The organism is Phocaeicola oris (genome assembly GCF_021295095.1).
Taxonomy (GTDB): domain Bacteria; phylum Bacteroidota; class Bacteroidia; order Bacteroidales; family Bacteroidaceae; genus Phocaeicola; species Phocaeicola oris.
The window spans coordinates 69,459-92,631 of record NZ_JAJLQX010000005.1 but is presented as its reverse complement, the minus strand read 5'-3'; the positions used below and the strand labels follow the sequence as shown (position 1 = coordinate 92,631).

General features: G+C 41.7%; 14 protein-coding genes. 4 read left to right on the top strand and 10 right to left on the bottom strand.

The features are described 5' to 3' along the window. Positions 1 to 527: 527 nt before the first annotated feature. Both LO761_RS04235 and LO761_RS04230 read right to left on the bottom strand, forming a co-directional pair. Positions 528 to 3,761 (bottom strand): glycoside hydrolase family 2 TIM barrel-domain containing protein, encoded by a 3,234-nt coding sequence (locus LO761_RS04235; RefSeq protein WP_272817086.1) that lies wholly within the window; start codon positions 3,759 to 3,761, stop codon positions 528 to 530. Positions 3,762 to 3,825: 64 nt separating this feature from the next. After that, a complete protein-coding gene (locus LO761_RS04230) occupies positions 3,826 to 4,098 on the bottom strand; it encodes an HU family DNA-binding protein (RefSeq protein ID WP_272817085.1) in 273 nt (90 codons plus the stop codon). Positions 4,099 to 4,309: 211 nt separating this feature from the next. Between LO761_RS04230 and LO761_RS04225 the strand changes: the two genes are divergently transcribed. The 4 genes from LO761_RS04225 to secDF all read left to right on the top strand — a co-directional run bounded on the left by LO761_RS04225 (position 4,310) and on the right by secDF (position 10,632). Next, positions 4,310 to 4,987, top strand: coding sequence for a rhomboid family intramembrane serine protease (locus LO761_RS04225; RefSeq protein WP_272817084.1), 678 nt, complete (start codon positions 4,310 to 4,312; stop codon positions 4,985 to 4,987). Next, positions 4,968 to 5,861 carry a rhomboid family protein gene (locus LO761_RS04220; protein WP_272817083.1) on the top strand — a complete coding sequence of 298 codons (894 nt, stop codon included), beginning with the start codon at positions 4,968 to 4,970 and terminating at the stop codon, positions 5,859 to 5,861. The genes LO761_RS04225 and LO761_RS04220 overlap by 20 nt, the downstream gene beginning before the upstream one ends. Beyond that, on the top strand, positions 5,845 to 6,957 hold the full coding sequence (locus tag LO761_RS04215) for an endonuclease/exonuclease/phosphatase family protein (protein WP_272817082.1): 1,113 nt from the start codon (positions 5,845 to 5,847) through the stop codon (positions 6,955 to 6,957). Before LO761_RS04220 ends, LO761_RS04215 begins: the two co-directional genes overlap by 17 nt. A 615-nt stretch (positions 6,958 to 7,572) precedes the next feature. After that, positions 7,573 to 10,632 carry a protein translocase subunit SecDF gene (gene secDF, locus LO761_RS04210; protein WP_272817081.1) on the top strand — a complete coding sequence of 1,020 codons (3,060 nt, stop codon included), beginning with the start codon at positions 7,573 to 7,575 and terminating at the stop codon, positions 10,630 to 10,632. 267 nt (positions 10,633 to 10,899) lie between these two features. Here secDF and LO761_RS04205 read toward each other — a convergent pair whose 3' ends face one another. The 8 genes from LO761_RS04205 to LO761_RS04170 form a co-directional block, all read right to left on the bottom strand. Continuing rightward, complete coding sequence (locus LO761_RS04205) at positions 10,900 to 11,538, bottom strand: thymidylate synthase (RefSeq protein ID WP_272817109.1); 639 nt, start codon at positions 11,536 to 11,538, stop codon at positions 10,900 to 10,902. A 25-nt stretch (positions 11,539 to 11,563) separates the two neighbouring features. Continuing rightward, complete coding sequence (locus LO761_RS04200; RefSeq protein ID WP_272817080.1) at positions 11,564 to 12,394, bottom strand: DNA adenine methylase; 831 nt, start codon at positions 12,392 to 12,394, stop codon at positions 11,564 to 11,566. A gap of 66 nt (positions 12,395 to 12,460) precedes the next feature. Further along, the gene (locus LO761_RS04195; protein WP_272817079.1) at positions 12,461 to 12,703 is read right to left on the bottom strand and encodes a hypothetical protein; all 243 of its coding nucleotides are present in this window, start codon (positions 12,701 to 12,703) and stop codon (positions 12,461 to 12,463) included. A gap of 187 nt (positions 12,704 to 12,890) precedes the next feature. Beyond that, entirely contained in the window at positions 12,891 to 13,199 is a 309-nt protein-coding gene (locus tag LO761_RS04190) for a hypothetical protein (protein WP_272817078.1), read from the bottom strand. 5 nt (positions 13,200 to 13,204) lie between these two features. Next, the gene (locus LO761_RS04185; protein WP_272817077.1) at positions 13,205 to 13,492 is read right to left on the bottom strand and encodes a hypothetical protein; all 288 of its coding nucleotides are present in this window, start codon (positions 13,490 to 13,492) and stop codon (positions 13,205 to 13,207) included. A gap of 24 nt (positions 13,493 to 13,516) precedes the next feature. Continuing rightward, the gene (locus LO761_RS04180; RefSeq protein ID WP_272817076.1) at positions 13,517 to 18,955 is read right to left on the bottom strand and encodes a hypothetical protein; all 5,439 of its coding nucleotides are present in this window, start codon (positions 18,953 to 18,955) and stop codon (positions 13,517 to 13,519) included. Between the two features lie 29 nt (positions 18,956 to 18,984). Then, positions 18,985 to 19,440, bottom strand: a complete 456-nt coding sequence (locus LO761_RS04175; RefSeq protein ID WP_272817075.1) for a hypothetical protein — start codon at positions 19,438 to 19,440, stop codon at positions 18,985 to 18,987. Position 19,441: 1 nt separating this feature from the next. Next, a complete protein-coding gene (locus LO761_RS04170) occupies positions 19,442 to 23,173 on the bottom strand; it encodes a hypothetical protein (protein WP_272817074.1) in 3,732 nt (1,243 codons plus the stop codon).

The following is a 23,173-nucleotide window of genomic DNA, read 5'->3' as shown; positions in this document are numbered from 1 at the left end:
AAACATTATTGCAATTAATATACTGTTCATTATTAACGCTTCACAGCGCTCTTGCAATAAAACACCACATAAAAACAACTAAAATCACTTTTCACTCTTTGTTACTCTTGTAGTAACTATAACTATAGATGTAATATAGATTAAACTCATCGTCAAAATAATTCGACAACAAGAACATGAATCAAATCCAAACAAATAAAATGAAAACACTATTGACAATTTTACATAGTATCTGTGTGCTTGATTTAATGTTGAGACAAATATATATTAATTATTTTAATATTCCTATTAATTTTTCTTCTTTTTCTAAATATTTTTCCTAAAAAGGCTGAAACGCTTATAGGTCTTTCGTTTCCTGGAATGTTAAATCTTAAAAAGCCTGCCAGTGATATCAAGCATCAATGGCAGGCTTTTGTTTTGTGCTAAAAACAAAGATAATCAAAAGGGCTGATATCTCGTGAGAAATGTCAGCCCTAAATTTTATTTGTGAAAAGGTTTACCGGACAGCAATGATAAATTTTCTCGAATTATTTCATCGGGCTGATAGTAAAGCCCCATTTATAATTACGATTCGGTTTCAACTGAGCCCAAGGTTCCGGCAAAGAACCCCAACTATCATATCCTCCAACTCCCTGTTGCTGTAAGTCTATACATACTTCAACATAGTCACGGGGAGTAATATCGTTAATATGAGTTTGACGGCGCATACTATCTTTTGCCTTTTCTTCATTATGATCGGCAACTTCTGCTGCCGACATATTAGTCCACTGGCGCGGACGGCTCACGGTTTCTTCGCTATCAAAATCCTCTACACTATTGCGCAATGCATTGAATTCTATTAAGTTATCGGCAGTAAACTTCAATCCCGTACCTTTATTAGACAACATAAGCCATCGTGTATCCGTCCGATGTCCATTCTCCTGCGGACGAACGTATGCAAAATACATCTGCTCAGCAGTGGTTTTATACAGACCAACAAAACTGCCGGCCTTGCGGTCTATGTAGTTTTCTTCAGGCCCTCGCCCAAAGTAGGTCACTTGATTCATCTCTTTTGGCAATCGCAAACGGAGTCCGATACGTGGAATTTCTGCATTTATATCAACAGCAGAGAAATCGCAATCGACATGGACGCTACCTTTCTTACCAAAAGTGTAAGCAACGGTATATGTATTTCCGGCAGCCAACTTATATACAACAGTCAGTATATTGTTACTAAAGTCAGTAGAAGTTACATTAAAATTCTTGCTCGACAATTTCCAGACATGAGTCCGCCTCGGCTCTCCATTGCCATAATCATTATCGTTCGGTCCGCGCCAAAAATTAGGTTGCAACCCGAAACTGTTATTAATGTATTCTTTTCCTCCCACTTGATAAGAAGTAACTATTCCACTCTTCTTATTAAAAACAAAGGTTAAATTATTACCTTTTAAAATAATATCATCACCTTCCTCATCCATCTTCATATCAGCTCCTTTCACAAACTGATCTTTCAGCGGCTCAATAGGTAAACGGAACTGGTCGTTAGCCAGATTGGTTCCTGCAGGAATCAATGGGGCGTCTAACTTACTCTTAACCGAAAAGTCAATAAAATATTCTGTATTCTTTTTTGGTTTTAAATCAGCTGTATTGATTATCACTTCTTCCGACTCCTGCGGAGCAAGTGCCAAGTTTAATTTCCCTGTTCCGACAGAATTCCCATTTTCCTTTATAATATAGGTAATATCATAATCCCTCAGGTTTGAAAAATAGAATCTATTTGTAATTTTAAACTTGCCGGCTAATAAATCAATAGCTTCAAAACCAACATTTTGATAGACATATTTCACTTCTTCCATTGCCGGATGCGGAGTACGGTCAGGGTTAACAATACCATTAATCAGAAAGTTCGCGTCGCTCGGCACATTCTTTCCAAAGTCGCCACCGTAAGCAAACCATTCTCTTCCGTTCTCATCTTTCTGTAGAATGCCTTGGTCAACCCAATCCCAAATATATCCTCCCTGCAGATTTGGATATTTGTAAATAGCTTGCCATTGGTTCCAAAGCCCACCTGTAGAGTTTCCCATGGCATGCGCATATTCCGAAGGTATAACAGGGCGATCGCTTCCTTGCTTTCCAATCTTCTCAAACCACTCTGCTTCAGGATATTGCGGAACATACATATCTGTGTTCCATTCCCACTGAGCACGCTCATAACATACAGGGCGATTCATTCCTTCTTTCTCTTGATCCTTGAGGAAATTATAGGTCATATAGAAATTATATCCGTTACCAGCCTCATTTCCCAAAGAAAGAATTGTTACACATGGATAATTCTTATTTCGTTGATACATATTATTTGTACGGTCCATGTGCTTATCTAACCATTCGGGATTATTACCAAGTGTACGTCCCTTATTCAAATTATAACCCATTCCATGACTTTCAATATTTGCCTCATCGTACACATAAAGTCCATATTCATCGCATAATTCATAGAAACGACGATCTTGCGGGTAATGACAAAGGCGAACGGTGTTGATGTTATGCTGCTTCATTAAAGTGAAGTCTTTGCGCATCAATTCCTCTGTTACGTAATGTCCTGTCTCCGGATTATGCTCATGAACGTTAACACCTTTCAATTTCAACGGCTTGCCATTGACAAAGAAGCATACATACGGCTTCCCGTTCTCGGCATTCTGATTAATCGTCTTAATCTCAAACTTACGGAATCCCACATTAAAAGGAATAACCTCTGTTACTTTTCCCCTTTCTTTGACAGAAAGAAGTAATTTGTATAGATTCGGATGCTCAGATGTCCAAGTTTTAACCGAAGAAAGGTTAGCATGAAATGATACAGCCTTTTTATTATTTCCTTTTACAACATTCACTTGTTGCTCACCCGAAGCAACCGATTTTCCATAAGTATCAAGTAGTTCATAAGAGATATTCACCTCCCTTGTATCTGTATGCTGATTGTTCACATCTACCGTCAGATTAAATATGCCATCACGATAAGAATCGTCCAACGTAGACACTACTTTAAAGTCCTGAATAGCGACTTTCGGCTGAGAGAACAAATAGACATCGCGCTCAATGCCATTCATACGCCAAAAATCTTGGCATTCCAAATAAGAACCGGTACTATAACGGAAGCATTTTATAACGAGATAGTTTTTCCCTCTCGTCAGATAGTCATTAATCAGATATTCAGCAGGATTCTTTGAATCTTCGTTATACCCAACTTCTTTTCCATTTACATATACATATACACCAGACTTTGCTCCTTCCAAATGGAGATAGACATTCCGTCCTTCCCAATTAGCAGGAACTTCGAACTCACGCTGATAAACTCCCACGGGATTTGCTTCAGGTAACTGTGGAGGTTGCGGATTACGCGGTTGAAAATCATAAGGCTGATTGACATAAATTGCAACTCCATATCCTTGCACTTCCCAGTTTCCCGGAACCTTTATTGTTTTCCAATTAATTGATGTTTCCGGCTTCTCTATATCCACCGGCAGATCTTTATAACCATCGACATAATAAAAGTTCCATGTACCATTCAGTAATTTATAATACGGACTTGTTGCATAAGTTCCTTTCAATGCGGCAACTTTATCCGGATAAGTCATGAACGCAGAGCGAGCCGGTACTTTATTAACTGAAGTTATGCTAACATCTTTCCAGTAAGGAAGATCATTCGCAATAGCAATACTAAAGGGCAGCCAACAAAGTATAGCTCCCAAAATAAAATAAAATAGTCTTTTACCTTTTAAGTTCATGGCAATAATATTTAATAAAAAAGGGCGCTAATAAATGGCGCCCCCTATAAGTCTTAAATTTTGCTTATTTAACAGCCTTTGCCAATTCAGCACCAGCTTTAAACTTAGCAACGTTCTTAGCAGCAATCTTGATAGGCTTCTTTGTAGAAGGATTGATACCTGTTCTAGATGCTCTCTTATTAACAGAGAATGTTCCAAAACCTACCAAAGTTACTTTATCACCATCTTTAAGTGCTTTAGTAACAACCTTGACGATAGCGTCAACTGATTTTTTTGCGTCGGCTTTTGTTAAACCAGCCTCAGCTGCAATAGCACTGATAAGTTCTGCTTTGTTCATAGTGAAAACGATTAATAATTAATATTCTGAAAATTTAATTTAGTAATTCACTGACAAATATAAACTTTCAATTTCACAAAACAAATTCTTAAGACAAAAAAGTAAGATAAAGGCATAAAAAAAGTAATATAACAACGTTTTTCTGCTTTTTAACAGAATAAAATTGTAAATTTGCCGGCATCAATTGATAAACAAAGATAATAAATTTGTTATGAACAACTTACCACCTATTACTAAAAATCTTTTGATTATTAATGCGCTATGCTTCCTCGGAATGTTTGCTGCTCAAAAATATGGAATAGACTTAACTGAGTTTTTAGGTCTGCATTTCTTCTTGGCTTCACAATTTAATCCCATACAGATAATTACTTACATGTTCATGCACGCTAACTTTGAACATATCTTCTTTAATATGTTCGCTCTTTGGATGTTTGGACGTACATTAGAATCTGTCTGGGGGTCAAAAAGATATTTGATTTACTACTTACTCTGTGGTATCGGCGCAGGAGTGATTCAAGAGATAGTGCAGTTTGTCCAATATGAAGCAGTCTTATCAAATTATCAAGCTATTGCATTAGGATCATCAACAATTCCAATGAGTGAATATTTAAACATGATGACTACCGTTGGCGCATCCGGAGCAATATACGGAATATTAATCGGATTTGGGATGTTGTTCCCAAATGCAGAAATGTTTATCATTCCAATTCCTTTCCCTGTTAAAGCGAAATATTTCGTTGTTGGATACGTTGTTTTGGAATTATTCCTCGGAATCTTCACTTCATCCGACGGTGTGGCTCATTTCGCGCACCTTGGAGGAATGTTGGTTGGTTTCATATTAATAAAGTATTGGAAAAATAAAGGTCAAATTGGGCAATATAATTTCTGAAATACAAAATCGATACCGTCAAGGCGATACAAGCTTGCGATTTATTTTTATAAATGTAGGCGTCTTCTTGGTTACCGCACTCGTTAGCATAGCACTTGCCTTGTTCAATTTAAACGGCGCAGGCATCTTTCGGTGGTTGGAGTTGCCTGCTTCAATAATCTGGCTCTGCTATCAACCTTGGACACTGATAACATACATGTTCATGCACGCAAACCTGATGCATCTGCTATTCAATATACTTTGGCTATATTGCTTTGGACGACTATTCCTCTTATTTTTCTCAGCCCGACATTTACGCGGATTATATTTCTTCGGAGGAATAGTTGGCGGACTTTTTTACATTCTTGCCTATAACATTTTCCCTTATTTCAAAGATTCGATAGATTATTCCTATTTATTAGGTGCTTCAGCCTCTGTTTTGGCAGTCTCTATTGCTGTTGCCGTAAAGTCGCCTGAATATAAAGTGAACTTTATGTTTATCGGAACAGTCCGACTTAAATATATCGCACTTATACTGGTTGTTACCGATTTAATGATGATTACCTCAGGCAATGCAGGCGGTCATATCTCACATTTAGGTGGCGCTTTGGGCGGATGGCTTTTTACCTCTCAACTTCAAAAAGGACGTGATATTACAGCTTGGATAAATAAATGCGTCGATATTTGCACAGGCAATTGGACATCACTTCGTGCTAACAGGAAGCCAAAAATGAAGGTGCATTATGGAAAGCATCGGCAAAACTCTCATCATAATACGAAGAAAAAACAACAAAATGATGAGACTGACCGTATTTTAGATAAGCTAAAGCAATCGGGATATGAAAGTCTGACAGACGAAGAGAAGAAGCATTTGTTCAATGCGGGAAAGAAGTAGCATGCGCATTATAGGAAAACTCCTCCGACTTATACTATTAATTCTCAACATATTGATTTGTTGTGGATTAATAATCAGTGGATACAGTTCGCGCATCAACCCTTCACTTCATTCCGTTTGGTCGATTTCTCATTTATTCTTCCCTTTCCTATTATTAGGAACAGTTGCGTTTCTCGTTTTTTGGCTATTCGTTATAAGGAAATTTTTCATCATTTCTTTACTTGCAATAGTTCTTTGTGCCAATCCAATTTATACCTATATTCCCTTTCACCTATCCAATCCGAAAGCTCCGGTAGGAAGTATTAAATTCCTGACATTCAACACAGAAGGATTCAACAATTATCAATATAAAAAAAATGGAGATCCGAATGAAGTTCTTGTTTATTTGCAGGAAAGTGACGCGGATATCATCTGTCTGCAAGAATGTATCTTTCAAGGGAAGCTGACTAAAGATGTGGTTGAGAAAGCAATGAAGAAGTATAAATATAGGGCTTACTACGATTTCGGAGCACACAATGGACTTGGTATCTTCTCCAGATTCAAGATACTCAGTATTGAGCCAGTTCACTATAAAAGTGCAAACAACTGTTCTATTGCCTACACATTGGATATAAAGGGCGATACTATTTTATTAATTAACAACCACTTCGAATCAAACAAACTCTCTTCAAAAGACAAACAGGTTTATAAGGATATGGTTCTTAATCCTAAGTCAAAGACCGTGGAGTCAGGGGCTAAACTACTTATCAATAAATTGGCCAAAGCCTCTGCGCTCCGTGCTTTACAAGCAGACTCCGTAGCTAAATTCATTACCGAATCAAAAATTAAAAATAAAATTGTTTGTGGTGATTTTAACGATTCGCCCTTATCCTATGTACATCGTCGCATAGTGGGAAAAGGGCTTATTGATGCCTTCGTCAACTCCGGAAATGGAATTGGAGTAAGCTACAACAAAAGTGGAATGTATGTCCGCATTGATCATATCCTCGTTAGTAAAGGATTTAAAACTTATCAATGCACCGTCGACCGATCGGCTAAATGTTCCGATCATTATCCTGTATGGTGTTATATCAAGAAGAAAAATGCCTCGGATTGAGATCAATTGGACGATTAGTTCATTTTTCACCTTATGCTATATATAATTATAGTTTATTCAAATGCATTTTTACACTATCAAAAGAAAAATTCCGCGGAACCAAAAGAAAAGCTAAAAATGCTCTTATAGCATATCCAAACGATGTTTTTCTTTTTTTTGTTAGATTAATTAATATTATCATCAAGAGACTTGGAAAAGTGATGCGTATGATTTAATTGTTTCACATAAGTGATTCACTTGTTTCACTGATGTGATTCACTTGTTTCACATAAGTGAAACGAAAAATTCTTCTGATGAATACAAAAGCTTATACGTATTTCTCTTCTTATTCCCATGCACAGCTTAACGAATGCATGCTGTTGGCTTTCCTAAAAGCCGCGTATCCATTTAAAAGGAAATAATGATATACATATTTTAAGTTATCCTATTCGGAACCGGAATAAAAAATCTTTTTCATGATATATAAATGAAGAAATAGAATGTTTTCAACCTTTTTTGTTATATCAACCTTAAATATTTGAGATTTATACCTTTTGAATGTGAAAAAAAACATATATTTGCAACCTTGATTAAAAGAATAAATCAAAAAAGTAAAATAATAAATTTCAAAGTAACATGCAAAACAAAGGACTTGTTAAGTTTTTGGCTATAGCTTTGACCTTGGTTTGTTTGTTCTACCTGTCCTTCTCGTTCGTGACTCGTTATCAGATGAACAAGGCAAAACAAGACCCACAGGGAGAACAACACTACTTGGACTCGATGCAGAACAAGAAAGTATATCCGGTTCTGGGCTATACGTTAAAAAAATGTCGTGAGATGGAAATTGGTCTGGGCTTGGACTTGAAAGGTGGTATGAACGTCATCCTCGAAGTTTCTGTGCCAGATGTTGTTAAAGCTTTGGCTGACCATAAAGCTGACCCTATTTTCAATCAGGCGGTAGCAAATGCTTCTAAGCAATCGGTAGCTAGTCAAGATGACTTTATCACCCTATTCGTACGTGAATATAAGCGTTTAGCTCCCAATGCAAAATTAGCAGAACTCTTTGCTACTCAACAATTGAAAGATAAAGTCAACACACGTAGTACTGATGCTGAAGTAGAAAAAGTACTACGCGAGGAAGTTAAGTCTGCTGTCGACAACTCTTTCAACGTATTGCGTACCCGTATCGACCGCTTTGGTGTCGTACAGCCTAACATTCAAAACTTGGAAGGCAGTATGGGGCGTATCATGGTTGAATTGCCTGGTATCAAAGAGCCGGAACGTGTAAGAAAACTATTACAAGGGTCCGCGAACTTAGAGTTCTGGGAGACTTATTATCCAAGCGAGGTGTATCCATACTTAACAGCTCTCGATTCACGTTTACATGATGCTCTCGCAAATGGTAACGCCGTTGACACAACAGCTATCGCGGCAAAAGATTCTGCCGCAATTGCGGACGCGACTAAAGCTGCAGAAAGCACTGTCACCACTTCCACCGACAGCCTTGCAAATGTATTGAAAGGCAAGACCGCAGAATCTGCTCAAGATAAAGCAGCTCTGGAACAGATGAAGAAAGAACATCCGTTAACTGCTATTTTGCAGTTAAACAATCAGCAGGGTGGCGCTATTGCCGGTTATGCCGACTATAGAGATACAACAGTTATCAATCAATACTTAAACTCTAAAGAAGCACAAGCTATCCTTCCAAAAGATTTGAAACTGAAATGGGGAGTTAGCGCAGCTGATTGGGATAAGTCGGAACGTATATTCGAACTTTACGGTATTAAAGTTACAGAGCGCAATGGTCGTGCCCCTCTGGAAGGTGACGTAATCACCGATGCTCACGACGCATACGATCAACACAGTCGCCCATCAGTCAGTATGACTATGAACAACGATGGTGCTCGTCGATGGGCTCAGCTGACTAAAAACAATATCAACCGTTCTATCGCTATCGTTTTGGATGGTTATGTATATAGTGCTCCTAATGTTATGAATGAAATCAATGGCGGTAGCTCTGAAATTACCGGTAACTTCACCATTGAAACAACAAAAGACTTAGCTAACGTTTTGAAGTCTGGTAAGATGCCGGCACCTGCACGTATTGTTCAAGAAGATATCGTTGGTCCGTCATTAGGTCAAGAATCTATTAATCAAGGTATTGTTTCATTCATCGTTGCATTGATTCTGTTGATGATTTACATGTGCAGCATGTATGGTCTTATTCCGGGAATGGTTGCCAACGGAGCTTTGATTCTCAATTTCTTCTTCACTTTAGGTATTTTAACTTCCTTCCAAGCAGCATTAACTATGTCCGGTATTGCCGGTATGGTCTTATCGTTAGGAATGGCGGTCGATGCCAATGTGTTGATCTATGAGCGTACCAAAGAAGAGATGAAAGCCGGAAAAGGCGTTAAGGCGGCATTAGCTGCTGGTTACTCTAATGCTTTCTCCGCTATCTTCGACTCTAACTTCACTTCTATCATTACCGGTATAATCTTGTTTAATTTCGGTACCGGTCCTATTCGAGGATTTGCGACTACGTTAATTATCGGTATCCTTTGCTCTTTCTTTACTGCTGTATTCGTAACACGCATTGTTTACGAACACTTCTTAAATAAAGATAAGTGGATTAACCTGACATTCACAACCAATGTCTCAAGGAACTTAATGCAGAATACGCATTATAAGTTTATGGCCATCTGGAAACGTACTTATTCTTTCTTCGGAGTACTGATTCTTATCAGCGTTGTCTCATTCTTTGTGCGTGGTTTATCACAGAGTATCGACTTCACCGGAGGTCGTAACTTTGTCGTTCAATTCGAAAAACAAGTTGAGCCGGAAACTGTTCGTGGTTTATTATCACAAAACGACTCTATTCAAGCAACGGGATCTAATGTTCAGGCTATTGCATTAGGAACCGATCATAAGACGATTCGTATTTCTACTAACTATCGAATCAACGAGGATTCTCCTACTATTGATTCTGAAATCGAGCATTTCTTATATAACGCACTTGCATCAGGAAACTTACTTGACCAGAATACTTCTTATGAAAAGTTCATCGACCGTGATAACCGTGAAGGTGGTTCTATTATCAGTTCCCAGAAGGTTGGCCCAAGTATTGCTGAAGATATTAAGACTTCTGCTATCTGGTCGGTTGTATTAGCCTTGATTGCCATTGGCTTGTACATCCTCATCCGATTCCGTGATATCTCTTTCAGTATTGGCGCGACCATTGCATTGTGTGTTGATACCTTATTAATTATAGGCGCATACTCATTATGTTACGGATGGGCTCCATTCTCTTTGGAAATTGACCAGACATTTATTGGTGCTATCCTGACTGCTATCGGTTACTCTATCAATGATAAGGTGGTTGTATTTGACCGTATCCGTGAAAACTTCCACTTATACCCGAAACGCGATCACTTCACGTTGTTTAATGATTCTTTGAACCAAACGTTAGCTCGTACTATCAATACATCAATTAGTACATTAATTGTATTGTTATGTATCTTTATCCTTGGTGGTGAAAGCATCCGAAGCTTCTCATTTGCAATGATTCTCGGTGTTATAATCGGTACATGTTCTTCTTTGTTCATCGCTGCTCCAACAGCATTCTTGGTAATGGGCAAGCGTAGACCAAAGGAAACGAAAACTAAAGAAGATAAAACTGCCTCGGCAAAGGCGTAAACTTTATTTCGTAACAATATTTAAAGAAGCTCTTCCACATCGGAAGGGCTTCTTTGTTATATGCCAAAAATAATCTAATCGTTTTGTAAAAAAGATACATATAATCCGCAAAACGAAATGTTCGTGCCATTTAGAACGAAGCGTTACAATTAGTAAAACGAAACGTTCTTTTTGGAGTTCCCTTCACACACAAAGAAACGTCCCAAAAACATTATATTTTGGAACGTTTCTTTCTATCTATTATAAATCATTAGTTGTGTCAATGTCCTACACATTAAGTTCAAACTTCACGCTTTCATCACCGGCAAGCAGTTGCTTGGTGCGCTCCACATTGTTTTCGTAGATATGCACGTTCCCAAGGTTTAAAGTGATGGACTTCAAGGGTAGGTCAATCTGTCGTGTCATCAAGTATAAGTGGTATATGTCCGCAGGCAGTCCCAAGTTGGCATCACTGCTTCTTTGATATGCTGACAGTACCAGTTCCCCGTCATCTATCTGAAATTGAACAAGGCTCAAACACGGTGCCTGATTGCTTTCCGCGCCAGTCTCTCCCAAAAACAGTACGTAATTCTTGCTGTTGCGCTTTTCCCTGTTTATCTTCTCAATGAGCGGAGGTAGTTTCTCAAAGTATGTCGGATAACTATTTACCAATACGCTGCCGCAATAGTCCCACCAATTTATGCCCACTTCCCTGTATCGCTCTATATTTCGCTCACCTTGCATAAACAGCTCCAGTTCATTTCTCAATTTCTTGCGTGCGATTCCGTGGCTCTCGAAGATGTCGAGGAGGTCGGCCGGTGTTAAGGACAACCGTTCGTTCAGCAGGTAGCGTATATCGCCTTTCTTGTTGTGCTGCTTCTTTCCTTTGTCGAGCACATTGCCGAGTATCTGATAGTATTTATTCATCATTCCAATGGTATTTGAATGTTGTTCAAGCGACGTCTGTATAAAGCATGATGTCCGTATAGGAAGAACTATAATTCATGTGGGCATTAAACTTCTTGCGGTGGCAGTTCTCAAACGGGTTGCCAATCAGTTTATGTTTTCCTATCCATTCGCACAACTCTACAATAGAGGATTTGTTCGACGTGAAATAGATAAAACGATGTCCGGCGAGTATGGTCAGGACATCAAGGTAATCAGACAGCTTCCAATACATTTTATAGGTTTTGGTATCTGTACTTAGATACGGCGGGTCAACGATGAACACGACGTTCGGGACGTCCTTGTATTTTTCAAAAAGGGTCTTGTAGTCGCAGGTGGTTATGGTCAAACCTGCAAGATAGTCCGGGCAGGGTGGGTAATCCGAGGTCTTGATGTTGTTGTATAAGGTTTCTTTTTCTAAATCAGAGAACTTGGTCGCATACTTCATGGAGAAAAGAACTGACGATGACAGTGTAATATAGTCAATGTAGTCATACTTCCTTTCATATTTTCTAATGCAGGACAGTACACGTTCCTTTGATTGTCCCAAGATAGCCTTGCGTCTTGGAACATCGACGATTTCCCTCAACTCTGCCAGTAAGACGTTGGTAACGGGCAACGCTTCCAAGCGTTGTCGGTAGCCGTCAAAATCATTATACACGACTACAGAATTGGGTTTATGGCACTTTGTTATGTGGGACAGCAGACCGCTGCCACCAAACAAGTCCACGAATGTCGTACCGTCAGGGAACTGTTGAAGCACCTTGATGTACTCCTTTGCGAACATTCGCTTCTGCCCCTGAAATGGAAGCGGTGCCGATAGATATTGCTTTCTCATTGCCTCATTGATTTGGTTATTGCAAAGTTCGCCAAATCCGACAAGCCCAAAGATTTTTGCGGCAAATCATACTGCACCTTTCATGCAGTTCGTTCCGAAGCGTTTGATGATACTGTAGATTTTGCGCTCGCTCACTTTGTATTTTTCGGACAGCGAGGAAACGATATAAGTAACTTTATCCCCTTGGTTGTACATACGGACATAGTCGTTATAAAGATCAATATAACGACAGTCATTAGGCTTAAAACCCACGCTTTGAAGTCTTTTTATCAGCTCCCTGTTAAAGTAAAGTATTTCAAACAGTGTCATTATTGATTATTTTTTATACTTTTGTAGTGTCTCACTTACATAATGCAAATACGAAGTACCGCAACGAGGGTATATGGTCCCCGGTCGTGCGGTACTTCGTATTGCGTTAATATGTAGGTGAGATGACTATTAACAGGCCGGGGGCTTTTTTATATTCCTGCCCCCGATAGGTTTTTGATTTACAACTTTACAATTCCGCTATTTTTATAAATGTAGCATATTGCTCAATGGTAACTTTCTGCTCCGAATCGAGCAGCTCGATAGATTCCTTTAAGACACTTATGTGATCGTGTTTTAACGGTATGTCTTTGTCGCTATCAGACGAAGCGTTCCACTTTATCTTTCCGCCCTCTTCCTTATAGTCGCAGGCTGCTTTCTCTTCATCGGATAACGAAAGTAAATTGAAGCATTCAATAATACTTCCCATCTTCTTTAAGGATGCCTGTTGGGGAAGTATCTGCAATAGGATTAATCGGTCTTTAATGGTTAATTTCATCATATTTACTCTTTAGTTAGTAAGAAAGAAAAGATGTCAAATATTGTATTGTTTACTTGTTTGCATTCTTCGTCAGAAAGAGAAGAATCAACATTAATCATCTTATAGCCGCCGGTGTAGTTGGCCGAGCCTATTTGCGCGCTGTCTTTTTTGACCGTGATCGCGATATCTGTCGGAATGGAAGCAGACGCTTCATCCGTAAACTCGCACTCCGACGTGATGTCATAATTAAAACCTGCCGCTTCATACGAGTAGCATGTTTTTTGTAACGTTTGTTTTTTAGTCAGTTCCATATCTTTTATTTTTTAGGGTTTATACTATTTATAATCATTGTCGTAAGATGAACAGAAAACGATACCTGCTCCCGGCTGATTGACGTTGGGGGAAGGATACAAGAATTGCCGCAAGTTTTGAGCGAATACGGCTTCACCACCCGATAACGTCTTCTTATTCCCGTTCGTGTAGATTTCGATATTACTGTAATTATCGTTGGCATTGAATAACAAAACTCGTTGCGTTTGATGCAGATTTACATCATACTTATAATTTGCGCTTGTTTTTGAAGTAAATACGATGGTATCAACAGGCATACCGTTGGCGTCTCCAAGGTTAAGATCCGATGAACCAAAACAAGGGATAAGATAATACGTTTCGCCATTGTATATCTTTGGGGGCAACGAAAGAGACACTTTGGCTCCGGACAATCCTTTGGAGTAATAATAAGCGGTTGTTCCGTTTACTTCAACGAGTGTTCGACTTCGGCTCCCAAATAAACCTCTGCACCACAAATCTGAGGAATAAAAACGCAGCGAGCGATTATCCTTTGTCCCTTGCATGAACAGATCTCCATTTTCAACTGCTATGCAACCTGTACCATATGCGTTAAAAGCCAATGACGCTACCGTGTTACCTTGTTGGTCGATACAGTTAAGTTTTCGGAACGTGCCGTCCGCGCCCGACAAATGCGAAACAACTAATTCGTCAGCGTGTATTAAAGTGGTCTTAATGTAGCCGCCGTCAATGATTGTCTTATCCAATCGAGCCAAGCCGATTTTCTGCGTCATGGCTGTGTTTGCCGTTTGCTGCGCGGTATTAGCCGCTGCTTTAGCGGAATTTGCCGCTGTCTGGGCAGTATTGGCAGCCGCTTGAGCGTTATCGGCCTTTGTCTGTGCCGATGACGCGGTACTTTGAGCGGCATTGATCTTCCCTTGCGCGTCGGCAGCGAGTGAACTAAAGGTTACAACCCCGTTCAGCGACAGTTTCTTGCCAAACAGAGAGATGCCATTACCGTCGAGGATAAATTCCGATTTCACTTGATCCGTAGTCGGGCAATCCATAGGGGATTGCGACCAACCTATTGACTTTGATCCGCGAACCAGCATCATGCCATTAGCCCAAAATCCGCCATTTTGCACAATTGTTAATCTGTATGCCGCCTTAACGGTCTCAGCCGGAGCTGTAGCTGTTAGGGTAAAACGCTCCCAGGTATCGTTCTTGGACGGGGTGATGGTTTGGGTGAAAAACTTTGAATAGCTGCCATCTGCTTTATAGAACATGATGCGTAAGTATAAGCCTTTATCAATGCTATCAGTTGCGCTTTTACGCACATAAACCGAGGCTGTAAACATATCCCCCGGCTTGGCAGTCGTATAATCGTTACTATGTTGTACAGAAGCAAAGCCGGGTTTGTCCTGTCCATAAATACTCATATATAACGAACAACGTCCCTCGTAGGTCATGTCAGGGTCTCGCTGCACATTTTTCAGACCGTTAAAGCCGACCGACCACCCATCTGTATTAATCACTAAAGCTGTATTTTGCAATAAATTGACCCCGTTGATATCCGAGATAGATGCATCTACAATCTGATTTGTTTGCTCTTTGACAGTCATCTTAATCGAATCCGGAGTGATTTTCTGCTCTGCCGTTTTCAGCCGTGTGTTGATGCCGTTTACTTCGGTCGCGCTCGCTTTTTGCGATATCTCATTGGACATCTGCACGATATTCGTCTCTGCTTTACCGACACGGCCGGTTAAGGCATTAAACGTAACTGAGGAGACTTTGGATGAGATTTGATCGGACAATACTTTAAGTTCCGATGACATCTCCTCTCGAGTTGGGATGTCGTCAACATCCGTCATATCAAAGACGGTAGCGTAACATATTCTCGCCCAAAATGCCGATTTGTTTTTCGATTGCGCATAAACAAAAGCGGTTGTGGAGAATGTTCCATCTGACCCACAGCGAATGATGTAAGCGTATTCCTCGTACTTTCCCGTGCCTTTGTTATCCGTCAGCCAATAACTCGTGGCGCCTGTTCCGTAAGCGTTGGAGGTAAACTTTAACGTGACGTGATTGGGGAATAAGCCTACAAAACGAACGACAAATACGGCATTAGCACGTGAGGCAGTTTTAAACGTAAAACCACCTTTATTAAAGGTATCCGAGGCGTTGTATTCTAACTTTAGGCAATAAGCCGAACTGCCGTTAGGGTTATCAACAATATTGGTCTGGCGAGTAATATTGGATATGCCCTGCATTCCAGACGTGTACAATATAATATTATTTACCCCTTTGGCAAAGGTTGGGTCTCGATACAGCATCTTTCCTTTACTCATGGCCATGGCAAGGGTGGCCGCTTTACTCGCTTCGTTTGCCTTGGTGGTGACTTGTGAGGCTGTCAGATTTATTTGCGATGCCGTCTGATTAATGTTGGTTTCTTTCTGCGTTATGGCTGCCAATTTTGCCGCAGCTTGAGCTGCACACGTTTCTGTTTGCGACGCTTTCTGGTTAATCTGTTCCGCTGTCTGGGTGATACCGGTTTCTTTCTGAGTAATGGTAACTAACTTTGCGGCCGCTTGATTGGCACTGCCGGCCGCTTGCGCGGCACTATTGTCAGCCCTGGCAGCATAAGTTTCAGCTTGTGCCACTTTTGAGCTGATTTGTCCTTCACGTATCTCGAAATTGGTTTCAATTTCCGTCATGCGGGTGTCCGCGTCTTCCGGTGCCGGTGTCCAATCTGTCGCCTTATTTCCCGCTTCCAACTTTATCCACTCGATGGTGGACTTGGACGTGCCACCATTAGGATATTGATAGATATTAATGTATTTCGGCTCAACGGTGGTGTTATTGCCGCTGTTTTTCCACTTGAACGTTCTGCTGTAGATACCATTGGCGTAAGAGTTGGCTTTTATCGTTGTCAGCGTAATCATACCGCCCGTGTTAAAGATGCCAAAGTGTGTCCTATTAGCTTCTAATTGCCCCTTAATCGAGATGGTGTACTCCTGACCCTCCACGGGGATAGAAGCCAAATAAAAGCGGGCTATCAGGTAGTTAGAGTTACTGATGGGGGAGGTAGGCTTTGATTTGCTTAATAGGTTTCTTCCGCCTACCACGATGGATTCTACACCGTCTTGTATGGCTGTCTCCACGGTCTTGCCATTCTTTAGACATAATGTACCTTTCAGGTAAGCATTTTGAGAGTATAAGCCATTACCGGATAACACGCCGAAATCAGGGTCTGTAATACCTGTAAGGTTGCCGGTTCTGGTGACCAGCTTTCCGGTCAGTGAATAAGAATTGATACCGGCGTAGTCATCACGGTAAGGCGCGTCCAAACCGACCGCGCAGTCTATCTGCGCTTTCTGTCGCGCGGGATTGGTACGGTTGCCTAACACGGCTACTTCGTCACCCACAGCCGGTGCGTCGCTGCCGTTTTCGCAGTCCGCTTTCGACAGGTTAAAATATCCCTGACCTGCCGATGTCACCAGTCGCCAGTACCGCTTTAAGGACACTCCTGTAAACGTCTGGCATATCACCTGATCATTAGTGTCAAAATCATCGGTGCTGTCGTGCTCGCAACGCCAGTATGACCCTTTATCGGTTACCTTGGTGAGCTTGCCACCGGCAGCTGAGCGTATGACCATGCCGCCTTGATGCAATATGCGTTGAACAATCAGCTCAAAGACATAAAAAGTCTTGCGAACGGTCAGGCGGTCCAGTTCACCACACCATTCATTTTGAGCGTTTTGCCAAATCCTAAATCCCTCGCCTAAAAAGCCCGACACAAATTTATCCGATGAGATATACTTACGGATAATTTGCTGCATGATGTCGGCAGTTTCTTTCACATTGATGCCTCTTAAAAAGGTTATTAGGTACTTGGCTGTATCCGGTATATCTTTATGTAAGTATTTTTTTTCAATCTCTTTTGCAAGCTTGCTTAATTGATTCGTAATAGTACGTATTGTACGAACAGAGGACAACACGTTATATTCCGACGGATCAATACTATCCCAGCTTTTTAATACGGTCAGCATATCCTTATTCAACTGTTCTTTATAAGCTGCCTGCATATCCACGATGCTACTTTCAATGTGATTCATACGCCCAAAATCAACGGCATACGAACATTCAATATCCATATCAGTGGGTCTTATCACCCTGCGAGATATCTTGGTCACACGGCTCTCGTGCTGACCGGAAGGGAAATAAACATCATTTTTCAAAAGGACACGACGGCCTAATGTCAATTTTATATGGTTCTCATCCAAATAAATATAATCTGTGGGAGCCTTATAAATGGACGTGTCGATACTTATTTTTTTGAGATATTCATGACAAGCGTTCTCAAACTCCTTTTCTGCCAACGGATAATATTCTTTTGGCATTCGTATGTTCCAAAGGACATACTTATCACCCTGTTTCGGTATTAAAAGGTCGCCCGGCAGTTGTTGGTTTTCATAGGGGAATTGCGTGATAATCTCAAATTCTTTTGTCTTGGAATTGAAATTCACTTCGAAATCACGACCGTTCAATTCACCGCTCTGGAAAGACACCTGTTTGGTCAGTCCCCCTATCTCGTAAGCATTGGGATCAAAATTCAATTTGTCATCCTTAAAATAATATATGGTAAACGATTTTTGGTCCTCGCCGGTAACTTCCTCTGATTTTACGGACGAAACAGTACCTATACGCTTAGGGTAGATATGCGCGAAAGCAGCTTTTTCCGCCTGTTCCACCACCCCAAGGTGTATATTTCGTTCTATATAACGTACGCCACAGGGTAACTGCAGACGGCGATGTCCATAATCCGAGGCTACAATATTGCGAGTGCTTCCGATAGGATATAATCGGGTAAAGTAAGGTACCGTCTCATTGGTTACACGGGATAATTTTAACAATCCCATTTCATATCCCAAGGTAACAGGAGTGCCATGCTCGCAACGGCTCAGGTTGATGGTGGTTCCTTCTATCCACCATTCGGTATTAAAGTTTTTCGCTATTTCAGACAGGGCATCGAAACAAAAAATATTATCGTACTCTATGTTTATATTGGCCGAGGATACCACTTCACCGATAACCCAATTTTTCGAACCTTTAATACGGTTGATATTGTCGCACACCAACTGCAGATGTTCGGCCGCCGTGGCATCATAGGAAAAGGTAAGTTCGTTGTCACCATCCACCATCTTAAGGACTTTGGCCTTTTTAAGCTCACTTTCGATGCCATAAAACTTACAATTATAAACATATTCAACGGTGGATTTCTGCTCCGGTTTGTAATCCTCCAATAAAGTAAAGCGTTCTCCCTCAAAATCCACATAATCATTCGCGCTCAACTCCACATACTCATAAAGGGTGAATGACAAATTCAGGATGTTGTCATTCATTATTTCCTTTACATGACGATCGGAATCTGACGGTGATACCGAAGTCTTGAATTTTCCTTGCCGGTTATATATTTTAAGTTCCATTTGAATGTTGGTTGAATGATGTTTGAATATTATAAAGAAGGAACCGGCTCTCTGAATTTCACACTGAATTTAGCAATAACCTCCCCTTTAAAATCTGTCAGCTGACTGTAATCCGTACAATCCTTGTAATACATCCGAAAAGTACGGCCAAGTTCCGACAGATGGATAGTCAGCCATCCTTTATCCCCCGCTTTGAGAAAGCGCAGGAAAGATGCATAACGAGAAAGGAATTGCGTTCGGTCTGCCGCCATAATCGCGAAATGCAGGGTGACGTCACGAGCCTCCAAAGCCGGTACAAGCTTGGATGGCAGTTTTTCCCCGTCTTTTTCCCGAAAAGATACTGCCGTATGTGACTTAGTCGCGGAACCTTTCAACAGCGCGGAGTAATTTTTATTATCGCCTTCTTTCTCTTCCGCAAGAAATGCCCCGAAGTCTACAAAAACATCCACCTCATTTATCAGTAACAGTCCTTTTAAAATATCCATGTCATTTCATTTTTAAACCATTTTGTTTGATATCTCTTAGCTCATCGTATATCTTTGGCAGGGCATCGGTATTCGTCTTTATCTTATCGATGACTTCCAAAGCCCCGCCAAGTCCTTCGGATATGTTTTCCACATGCTCATCAATAGACGCATCGTGCATCTGCAGGGAGGTCATCAATCCTTCCAACTTTGTACCCTGCTCATAGGTGAGAGTTTGCAATGCGCCTGGGCGACCGCTTTGGGCGATAGCTTTTTCCTCGTTAGTCCAAAGAGCATACCCCATGGCCGCAGCCTTGGCTTTCCACGCTTTCATCCACGATTGGGCGGCATCAACATTATTGCCGATATTGTCATAAAAGTTATCAATCAGGTTCATAGCGTCGCCTGCGATTTGTTCCTCGCTCTTACCGCTACCATATACCGATTTCAACTTTTTTTGCAGATCATCGAACTTGTCAGCAAAGAAAAGGGAATACGCGATCTGCTCTCCGAGATTCTCCAGCACGGAGGCAGCCTGCTCCGCGAAATTCTCCAATGCCGTGCCGCTCCCCTTAATAGCGGAGGTAATGGAATCGAGCATTCCCTGACCGAGGTGCCCGAATGTATCCTTTAAATAATCCTCCAAAGCCTGCTCCGCCTTTTCCATTGCGTCTTTCAGACGGATCAGGTTCTCAAGGTAGTTCCGGGTTTCATCGCTCATCTTGCGGGTATCGAGGATCACTTGGAGCATCTTCACATCCAAATCTCCGTTGGCCTTGATTAATTCCGGATACACATTAAGTATTCCGCTATAAATGTCCTTGCCTTTACCCCAACCGAACAATCCCGTTTTTTTATGTCCCGTCACGATCTGCGCGTTATTCAGTTCGCCAAAACCTTTACGATAGATCTCCTGCCGCCTGCGGAAGGTACCGGCAAGATCGCCTGTCATGCGCTCCAGCCAGGTCATGGTCGGAACATCACCGGATAACTCTTTCTTCAATTTAAACAGGGCATCCCGATAGACTTCTATCGCATTGACCGCCTTGGTGACCTGACGCTCTCCAAATATGTTTTCTGCCTTTTCAAGCAAAAGGTTTTGCTCCAGCAGTAAAAGGTTGTATTGCCGCTGGAAATCAAGCTTCGCCTTTTCAATCTCCTTCAGAGTCTCCCTGTGCCGGGCTTCCGCTGTAAAAGCCGAAGTGATAAAATGGGTCGCCTCCCCGACAGCCGCGCCAATGCCACCGATGATACCTCCCTTAGCGAACCCTTGTCCAATATTGGATATAGCACCCATTATCTGACGCATTTCGTTCAGAGCGTCAGCCACCTCCGTGTTGCCCATTTGATCAAACATGTTGGCAAGCTCACCGGCTGCCTCGGATGCCGCCCCGCTGATCGTACCGATTGCTCCGGCCACCTCTTTGGCTCCTTTCGCTCCCTTAAGTTCGGCCAAACCTTTTTCAAATGTCTTAAAGATTTTTTCCCACTTGTTTCCGGATCCTTCAGCCGAATCGAGCAGTTTATCAAGGGCCGTCTTTAATTTTTCAAGTTTTTCCGGGCTTTTTTCTATACTCTTTAGCTGTTCAGGCGATATGAATGTAATTTCTTTCATATCACCGGTACCGGATAAATATGCCCGCAATTGTTTGGCCTGTGAGATAAGTTTTTGTAAGGAATCGAAAGACATGGCGGAATAATCCCCGAAGAGTTTTTTAAAGAAATCGTTGTCTTTGCTTGCTTCCTCAGCTTCGGCATCGTTAATGGATTGGATGCCTTCTCTCACCTTTTCTCTTGCTACGGCTATCGCCCGGTCAATCTCCTCCGCATTCTCCTCGGTCCGCTGATCCGTGAGTTGGGCGATAGCATCATCACCTTGTTTCTTAATGGCCACACGCTGTGCCTCATAGTCACGGTATTTTATCAGCAGTTCCTGCAGGGTTGCCTGCTGCTGCTTCCTTTTCTCCTCGTTATCCTTTCTTTCCTTGTCGTCAATTTCCGCAACAGTGACATCATAAATCTGTGCTGCCTGTATGCGCTGTGTAGCCGCCTGAGCGGATATATTGGCAAGCTGCTCGGGAGTAACCTTTTCCCCCGCGGCTTTCAGTTTCTTATACAGCTCGATACGCTGCTGTTCTTCAGCGGTGATACGATCTTTCTCTCGCTCGAAATTTAGGGCTGCAGCCGCACGCTCTCTCTCATATTCCTCTTTTGTCAGGGTGACACGCTGATCCTCTATTTTTTGGCGGGCTTTCAGTTCCAGATTGGCAAGGTTGTGGATTGCCTCTGCCCGTTGTTCCATGTACTTATTTCCTACCGGATCCTCATGATTGCCTATACCGGCATCTTTTGCAAGTTTGGCGGATGCTTCCCGCAGTTGCTCGGCTTCCTTCAAATAGGCGTCCCGTTGCTCCTCTGCCGCTTTAACCGCTTTTTCTTTGGCTGTTTTATTATATTTTTCAATCTCTGCCTGAGCGTCTGTTTTCCCGTAAGATTTAGCCGATGCTATATAAAGTCCCATTTTTGTAAACCACCCCATAGCCCCCTCCACGTCCTCAGGATTAAGGGCTTTTACTTCATTTACTTTCGCGTCTGCTTCCACGGCCTTAGTCACAAGACTTTGGGCTTTTGCCTGTAAAAAAAGCATTCGGATATAGGCATCACCCTTTTGGGTCAGCACATCGTACCATTCGGCAACGGTATGGTAATATCCGAAACTCTCACCGTATTTACGGTTCAGTTCTTCCACTTTGACCTTTTCCTGCTCTTTGCTGCCGGTAAAGTCTCTCAGGCTTTTCGTGGTATTTTCTATTTCAAAGCGGGTACTTATCATTTGTGCCCGTCCGTCACGCTCAATGTCCACCCGTTCTTTTGCTTTCTCCATTGCTTTTGTCTGTGCGTCGCTGTACTTATTCCAAGCAACAATAAGGCCTGTTATAACAGCAGATAGCCCTAACGTAAGGGTAGCCATCAACGCACTTGCGGCGGCATTGGATAATCCCAAGGAAGCAGCCAGCTTGGTATTTGCCGCAGTCAGCAACTTTTTCATTCTGACAACGGATACAAGACGGAAAGCGGAGTCTTTGTTCAAGGTGTTCATGACTTGTTGCAAGCCCATAGTGACAGCCATCACACTCTGCACGCGAGTTTGGATTTTGACTAAATCCTCACTTTCAGACGCAAATATGCTCATCAGACCGGTAGCCATTGTAAAAGCTCCTGACAGTCCGTTGGCTCCGCTTATGACTCCTTTCAGGCCGGCATGGTCATTGGCAAGGATTTTTGTTTGAGCGCGCAAGTCACCAATGGTATCGGATAACATAGCAGCTTTTGCTGCCATATCCTGGTATTCTTTGGTATTTTGCTTACCTTCCATACGCATGCGTGCCATTGCGTCCTGCATCTCACTGAGTTGTATCGTAAGACGTCTGGACGACGCGGCAGCCTTATCATGTTCATCCTTCAGTTTGACAAGGAAATTCTTATCCTCCTGCAACGCTTTTGTGCAGGCATTAATCTCCGCACGCATTTCCATCTGAGCTTTGCCGGGCATAAGCTTATCATATTGCTTCTTTAAATCTTTCAGACAGGATTCTACATACTTGATTTGCTCCTTTTGGGCGGCAATCCGTTCCGTAATGCTTTTAGAAACCCGTTCCGCTTTCTTGCCAAGCGATTCGGTGGATTTGGTGGTTTTGTTCAAACCATCAGATAGTTTGTCTCGCATTATAAATTCTATCTCAACGGGTTTCAT

What these genes read in the sequence shown, in the direction of transcription:
- LO761_RS04175 (WP_272817075.1), bottom strand. Translation starts at nt 19,440, where the DNA reads ATGGATATTTTAAAAGGACTGTTACTGATAAATGAGGTGGATGTTTTT.
- LO761_RS04180 (WP_272817076.1), bottom strand. Translation starts at nt 18,955, where the DNA reads ATGGAACTTAAAATATATAACCGGCAAGGAAAATTCAAGACTTCGGTA.
- LO761_RS04185 (WP_272817077.1), bottom strand. Translation starts at nt 13,492, where the DNA reads ATGGAACTGACTAAAAAACAAACGTTACAAAAAACATGCTACTCGTAT.
- LO761_RS04170 (WP_272817074.1), bottom strand. Translation starts at nt 23,173, where the DNA reads ATGAAACCCGTTGAGATAGAATTTATAATGCGAGACAAACTATCTGAT.
- LO761_RS04195 (WP_272817079.1), bottom strand. Translation starts at nt 12,703, where the DNA reads ATGACACTGTTTGAAATACTTTACTTTAACAGGGAGCTGATAAAAAGA.
- LO761_RS04215 (WP_272817082.1), top strand. Translation starts at nt 5,845, where the DNA reads ATGCGGGAAAGAAGTAGCATGCGCATTATAGGAAAACTCCTCCGACTT.
- LO761_RS04190 (WP_272817078.1), bottom strand. Translation starts at nt 13,199, where the DNA reads ATGAAATTAACCATTAAAGACCGATTAATCCTATTGCAGATACTTCCC.
- LO761_RS04200 (WP_272817080.1), bottom strand. Translation starts at nt 12,394, where the DNA reads ATGAGAAAGCAATATCTATCGGCACCGCTTCCATTTCAGGGGCAGAAG.
- LO761_RS04235 (WP_272817086.1), bottom strand. Translation starts at nt 3,761, where the DNA reads ATGAACTTAAAAGGTAAAAGACTATTTTATTTTATTTTGGGAGCTATA.
- LO761_RS04205 (WP_272817109.1), bottom strand. Translation starts at nt 11,538, where the DNA reads ATGAATAAATACTATCAGATACTCGGCAATGTGCTCGACAAAGGAAAG.
- secDF (WP_272817081.1), top strand. Translation starts at nt 7,573, where the DNA reads ATGCAAAACAAAGGACTTGTTAAGTTTTTGGCTATAGCTTTGACCTTG.
- LO761_RS04230 (WP_272817085.1), bottom strand. Translation starts at nt 4,098, where the DNA reads ATGAACAAAGCAGAACTTATCAGTGCTATTGCAGCTGAGGCTGGTTTA.
- LO761_RS04225 (WP_272817084.1), top strand. Translation starts at nt 4,310, where the DNA reads ATGAACAACTTACCACCTATTACTAAAAATCTTTTGATTATTAATGCG.